This is a genomic window from Pseudomonas fluorescens, assembly GCF_902497875.1.
In the GTDB taxonomy this organism is placed as follows: domain Bacteria; phylum Pseudomonadota; class Gammaproteobacteria; order Pseudomonadales; family Pseudomonadaceae; genus Aquipseudomonas; species Aquipseudomonas fluorescens_BR.
In genome coordinates, this window is record NZ_CABVHY010000043.1 from 41,695 (window position 1) to 48,543 (window position 6,849).

Consider the following 6,849-nt stretch of genomic DNA (forward strand, 5'->3'; position numbering starts at 1 on the left):
GCTCCCCTCGCCACAAAGGTCGCGGCGCTGCTTGCTTTTATGAATTCAACAGGAGTTACAGATGGCGAAGAAACCCAAGTCAGCCGCCTTTATCAAGGATCCGCTCTGGTACAAGGATGCGGTGATTTACCAAGTACACGTTAAGTCTTTTTTCGACTCTAACAATGACGGGATCGGCGACTTTCCTGGCTTGATCGCCAAACTCGATTACATTGCCGATCTCGGTGTGAACACCATCTGGGTATTGCCGTTCTACCCTTCACCGCGTCGCGACGATGGCTACGACATTGCCGAGTACCGTGGCGTGCATGCCGATTACGGGACCATGGCCGATGCCAAGCGATTTATCGCCGAAGCCCACAAGCGCGGGCTGCGGGTCATTACCGAGCTGGTCATCAACCATACCTCGGACCAGCACCCCTGGTTCCAGCGGGCACGCAAGGCCAAGCCTGGTTCGGCGGCTCGGGATTTCTATGTGTGGTCCGATGACGATCAGAAATATGACGGCACCCGGATCATCTTCCTCGACACCGAAAAATCCAACTGGACCTGGGACCCGGTGGCCGGCCAGTACTTCTGGCACCGGTTCTATTCCCACCAGCCGGACCTGAATTTCGACAACCCGCAAGTCATGAAAGCCGTGCTCTCGGTGATGCGCTACTGGCTGGACATGGGCATCGACGGCTTGCGCCTGGACGCGATCCCTTACCTGATCGAGCGCGACGGCACCAACAACGAGAACCTGCCCGAGACCCATCAGGTGCTCAAGCAGATCCGCGCCGAGATCGATGCCAATTACCCGGACCGCATGCTGCTGGCCGAAGCCAATCAGTGGCCGGAAGATACTCAGCTGTATTTTGGTGATAAAAAGAGCGGCGATACCAAGGGCGACAACGGTGACGAGTGCCACATGGCTTTTCACTTCCCCTTGATGCCACGCATGTACATGGCACTGGCCCAGGAAGACCGCTTTCCGATCACCGACATCCTGCGCCAGACCCCGGAGATTCCGGCCAACTGCCAGTGGGCGATTTTCCTGCGCAACCACGATGAGCTGACCCTGGAAATGGTCACCGACAAAGAGCGCGATTACCTGTGGAATTATTACGCGTCCGACCGCCGGGCGCGGATCAACCTGGGGATTCGCCGCCGCCTGGCGCCCTTGATGGAACGCGACCGGCGTCGGGTCGAACTGCTCAACAGTCTGCTGTTGTCGATGCCGGGCACCCCGACCCTGTACTACGGCGATGAAATCGGCATGGGCGACAACATCTACCTCGGTGACCGCGACGGCGTGCGTACGCCAATGCAATGGTCGATCGACCGTAACGGCGGCTTCTCCCGCGCCGACCCGGCGAGCCTGGTGCTACCGCCGATCATGGACCCGCTCTACGGTTATCTGTCGGTCAACGTCGAGACCCAGGCGGGCGATCCCCATTCGCTGCTGAACTGGAACCGGCGGATGCTGGCGGTGCGTAAACAGTCGAAGGCGTTTGGCCGCGGTACGCTGAGAATGCTTTCACCGAGCAACCGGCGGATTCTGGCCTATACCCGGGAGTACACCGGTCCTGATGGCAAGCACGAAATCATTCTCTGCGTGGCCAATGTGTCACGCAGCGCCCAGGCCGCCGAACTGGACCTGTCAACGTACGCCGGGATGGTGCCGGTGGAGATGCTTGGCGGTAACGCCTTTCCACCGATCGGCCAGCTGAACTTCCTGCTGACCCTGGCACCTTACGGGTTCTACTGGTTTGTGTTGGCGGCGGAAAACCAGATGCCCAGCTGGCATGTGGAACCGGCGAAAAGCATGCCGGACTTCACCACCCTGGTGCTGAAAAAACGCCTCGAAGAATTGCTCGAAGCACCGTCGCGCACCACTCTGGAGCAGACTTCACTACCGGCCTGGTTGCCAAAGCGCCGTTGGTTCGCCAGCAAGGACTCGACGATCGGGCAAGTGCATATCGTCTACGGCGTGCGTTTTGGCGACCCGCAGCATCCGGTGCTGCTCAGCGAGATCGAGGTCACCAGCGACGGTCAGACCAATCGTTATCAATTGCCCTTCGGCTTACTGGGCGAAGATCAATACAGTGCGGCCTTGCCGCAGCAACTGGCATTGGCCCGGGTCCGGCGCGGACGGCAAGTCGGCTTGATCACCGACGCCTTCAGCCTTGATACCTTTGTGCGGGCGGTCTTGCACGATATACAGGCGCAGACCGTATTGCCGACCAGTGCTGGCGAGATCCGTTTCGAGCCGACCACGGAACTGGCGAAGCTGGGCTTGAACGACGAATCTGAAGTGCGTTATCTGTCGGCCGAACAGTCCAACAGTTCGGTGGTAATCGGCAACAGCCTGGTGTTGAAGTTGATCCGCAAAGTCAGCGCCGGGGTGCATCCGGAACTGGAGATGGGTGCCTATCTCACCGCAGCCGGTTTCCTCCATATCTCACCGCTGCTCGGCTCGGTGCTGCGCCGCGATGAGCAGGGTGAGGACACGTTGCTGATGATCGCCCAGGGTTACCTGAGCAATCAGGGCGATGCCTGGGAGTGGACGCAGAACAACCTCGAACGGGCGATTCGCGATGAATTGGCCGAAGCGATTTCCGAGCAGGAACAGCATTACAACGCCCTCGGCGAATTGAAGGATTTCGCCGGCATGCTGGGGCAGCGTCTGGGCGAAATGCATCAGATACTGGCGGCGGCGACCGACAATCCCGATTTCAGCCCGCAACCGAGTACGCTCAAGGACGCACAGGCATGGACCCGCCATATCGGGGCGCAACTGGAGCGCGCCTTGCAGATGCTCAAGCAGCATCAGGCCGAGTTGCGGCACGAGGATCAACTGCTGATCAGCCGTTTGCTGCAACACAAGAAGGCGTTGCTCAGTCATATTCAGGCGCTGGCGAAACAGGCCACTGGCGGTTTGCGCATACGTGTGCACGGTGACCTGCATCTGGGCCAGGTGCTGGTGATCAAGGGTGATGCCTATCTGATCGACTTCGAAGGCGAACCGGCGCGGGCATTGCATGAGCGGCGGGGCAAGCACAGTCCGTACAAAGATGTCAGCGGTGTGCTGCGCTCGTTCGACTATGCGGCGGCAATGGCGTTGAATGTGCAGAATGTCGATGGCTCGGCCCAGGCCCATGCCGCGCGTCGGCGCGTGACCGAGCGCTATGTCATTGAAGCGCGAGAAGCGTTTGTTCAGGCATATCGGCTGGCAACGTCTAGTCTTGCTCATGCATGGCAGGACGCCGAAGGTGAGGACGCCGCGCTGGCGTTGTTCGGCCTGGAGAAAGCGGCTTATGAGGTAGTCTATGAAGCCGAGAATCGTCCCACCTGGCTGCCGGTGCCATTGCACGGTTTGTACGGGTTATTGAATGGGCTCAAACCCTTTTCCGACACAGAGACCAGTGGAGAGTAGTCATGAGTTTCTCAAACAGGGAACAGGGGCATTCGAAAGAGAAATTACTGCCCGGCGCCAAGGATATCGATGCGTTGGTGCGCGCCGAGCATCATGATCCGTTTGCGATCCTGGGCCCCCATGGCGATGGTGCCGGTGGGCAGTTTATTCGCGGGTTCCTGCCCGGTGCCCTGAGTGTTCAGGTGCTGGCCAGTGATAGCGGTGAAGTGCTCGGGAACCTGGAGGCGACCGATGTGCCGGGTTTGTTTGTCGGGCATTTCGACCGCGCGCAAGCCTATCAACTGCGGATCAACTGGGCGGGCGGCGAGCAGACCAGCGAAGACCCTTACAGCTTCGGCCCGCTGTTGGGCGAGATGGACCTTTATCTGTTCGCCGAAGGTAATCATCGCGATCTGAGCGCCTGCCTTGGCGCGCAGCTGATGACCGTGGACGGCGTCGATGGCGTGCGTTTTGCGGTGTGGGCACCGAATGCCCGAAGGGTCTCGGTGGTCGGTGACTTCAACGTCTGGGACGGCCGTCGACATCCGATGCGCCTGCGTCATCCGTCCGGGGTATGGGAGTTGTTCATCCCGCGCCTGCAGGCAGGGGAGGCCTACAAGTACGAAATTCTCGGCGCGCACGGGATTCTGCCGCTCAAGGCCGACCCGATGGCGCTGGCCACTCAGCTGCCGCCGGATACCGCATCGAAGGTCGCATCGCCACTGCGGATCGACTGGCAGGACCACGAGTGGATGCAGACTCGCGGCGAGCGCCACCGGCCGAATGCACCGCTGTCGATCTATGAATTGCATGCGGGCTCCTGGCAATGTGAAGTCGATGACCTCGGTGAGGTGTCGCGTCAATACAACTGGCACGAGCTGGCCGAGCGCTTGATCCCCTACGTGCAGGAACTGGGCTTCACTCATATCGAGCTGATGCCGATCATGGAACATCCGTTCGGCGGCTCCTGGGGTTACCAGCCACTGTCGCAGTTCGCCCCGAGCGCCCGTTATGGCTCGCCGGAGGATTTCGGTTATTTCGTCAACGCCTGCCACCAGGCGAACATCGGGGTAATCCTTGATTGGGTCCCGGCGCATTTCCCCACCGACACCCACGGCCTGGCGCAATTCGACGGGACCGCGCTGTATGAGTACGGCAACCCTCAGGAAGGCTTCCATCAGGATTGGGATACCTTGATCTACAACCTGGGGCGCACCGAAGTTCACGGTTTCATGCTGGCCTCGGCACTGCACTGGCTCAAGCATTTCCATGTCGACGGCCTGCGGGTGGATGCAGTGGCCTCGATGCTCTACCGCGATTACTCACGTAAAGCCGGCGAGTGGGTACCCAATCGCCACGGCGGTCGCGAGAACCTTGAAGCCATCGATTTTGTCCGGCACCTGAACGACGTGGTCGCGCTGGAGGCTCCGGGGGCGCTGATGATTGCCGAAGAGTCGACCGCCTGGCCCGGCGTCAGTCAGGGCACCCAGCAGGGTGGTCTGGGTTTCAATTACAAATGGAACATGGGCTGGATGCACGATTCGCTGCATTACATTCAGCAGGACCCGGTGTACCGCGCTCATCATCACAACGAGTTGAGCTTCGGCCTGGTGTACGCCTGGTCCGAGCGGTTCATCCTGCCGATCTCCCACGATGAAGTGGTCCATGGCAAACATTCGCTGATCGATAAAATGCCCGGCGATCGCTGGCAGAAATTCGCCAACCTGCGCGCTTACCTGAGCTTCATGTGGGCGCATCCGGGCAAGAAGCTGCTGTTCATGGGCTGCGAGTTCGGCCAGTGGCGGGAGTGGAATCACGATCAGCAACTGGACTGGTACTTGATGCAGTATCCCGAGCACCGGGGTGTGCAGAAGCTGGTGGCGGATCTGAACCGGCTGTACCGTGAAGAGCCGGCGCTGCACGATCAGGACGATGCGCCACAGGGGTTCCAGTGGCTGATCGGTGACGATGCAATCAACAGCGTGTATGCCTGGTTGCGCTGGAGCAAGGAAGGGCGGCCGGTGCTGGTGGTGGCCAACTTCACGCCAGTGCCGCGTCAGGCCTATCGGATCGGCGTGCCGTTCGCCGGGCGCTGGAGCGAAGTGATCAACAGCGATGCCGACACCTATGCCGGTTCCAATTTTGGCAATGGCGGCGGAGTCTTCACCGAGGACGAGCCCAGCCATGGCCAGGCCCTGTCGCTGGTGTTGAACTTGCCGCCGCTGGGGGTGTTGATCCTGCGGCCCGAGGGTTAACGCGGACATTGGGTGAGGGAGCTTTCTGTGGCGAGGGGGCAAGCCCCATAACCACAACCAAACCCTCACCAACGCATCCGCACACCCAGACTGCCAATCAAACCATTAAGGTCGTTGTCGTCGACATCGCTGCTGTAGTCGGCGCTGATGTACAGGCTCACGGTGGGCGAGACTTTGGCCACCAGGCCAAGGCCCAGATCGACGGTGGAGGATTTGCGACTGCTGCTGATCTTGTCGACACGGTCGAGGCTCAGCGTGTCGCCGCTATACACCGTATGCCACAAGTTGGTCCGCACATAGGGTTCGACCGGCAGCCCGCGAATTTCGTAGCTACCTTTCAAGCGGGCTCCGACCCGGCCACTCCAGGACGTCAAATCGCTGGACGAGGCGGTGCCGTTGCCGCCATTCATGGGGTCCAGGCTGATCCGTTGATTGATCAACTGCGCCTGGGGTTCAACGACCCAGTTTTCGCTGATGCCGATGGGGAAGCCACCTTCGACCGACAGCGTCACCGCACTACCTTCGGCGGCCTGCCGGGCGCCCTGTTCGCTGCGGCTGAAGCCATTGACCCGGCCGCCGCTCGCGGTCAAATCCACATGCCAGCCTTGCGGGCCGGTCAGGCTCCAGTAGGCACCCATGCTCGGGCCTTCGAGGTTCAGGCTGTCATGTCGCGGGTCGGCGACGGTGCGCGAGGTCAACATGCCATTGCTGTTGCCCTGGAACTGGCTCTGACCTGCGACCAGGCCGACACGCTGGGTGTGCCCGCTGTCATTTTTCAAGGTGTAGAGCGCCGGTCCCCTGGACAGGTGGTCGGCGTACTGCGAGGTGAGGAAGTCGCTTTCAGCCTGCCTGGAGGCCTGGCCATATACCCGCTCCCAGGCGGCAGGGGCAGCTTCATTGATGGTCAGTGGCTGAGTGTCGAGGCGCGGGTTGGAGCTGTAAGGTCCGGTGAAGGTCGAATCCGGTGTCGGCAAGGTAAACACTGGAATGTCCTGGCGATACCAGGGCGTCGACTCCTCTTCGGCATTACCTGCCTGAACCTCCATGGAGGAACAGAGCAACAACGTAGTCGAAACGGCACAAATGGTGATTTTGATCTCTTGTGGGGTGATTGAAGTTTTCATGGAGGTCTACCTTGCAATGGCATGCCTTATCCCGCTATGGCGTCTCTCCTACCCCGAATGAGGGGCGACCGAA

Annotated in this window: 3 protein-coding genes; 2 read left to right on the forward strand and 1 reads right to left on the reverse strand. The window is 60.3% G+C overall.

What is annotated here, in order from left to right:
- Nucleotides 1–61 precede the first annotated feature (61 nt).
- Together treS and glgB are read left to right on the forward strand one after the other, a co-directional pair.
- Entirely contained in the window at nt 62–3,418 is a 3,357-nt protein-coding gene (treS, locus tag F8N85_RS30335; protein ID WP_150807131.1) for a maltose alpha-D-glucosyltransferase, read from the forward strand.
- A 2-nt stretch (nt 3,419–3,420) separates the two neighbouring features.
- A complete protein-coding gene (glgB, locus tag F8N85_RS30340; RefSeq protein ID WP_150807132.1) occupies nt 3,421–5,652 on the forward strand; it encodes a 1,4-alpha-glucan branching protein GlgB in 2,232 nt (743 codons plus the stop codon).
- 65 nt (nt 5,653–5,717) lie between these two features.
- Here the strand turns inward: glgB and F8N85_RS30345 are convergent, their stop codons facing one another.
- The gene (locus F8N85_RS30345; RefSeq protein ID WP_150803540.1) at nt 5,718–6,776 is read right to left on the reverse strand and encodes an autotransporter outer membrane beta-barrel domain-containing protein; all 1,059 of its coding nucleotides are present in this window, start codon (nt 6,774–6,776) and stop codon (nt 5,718–5,720) included.
- Between the last annotated feature and the right edge of the window lie 73 nt (nt 6,777–6,849).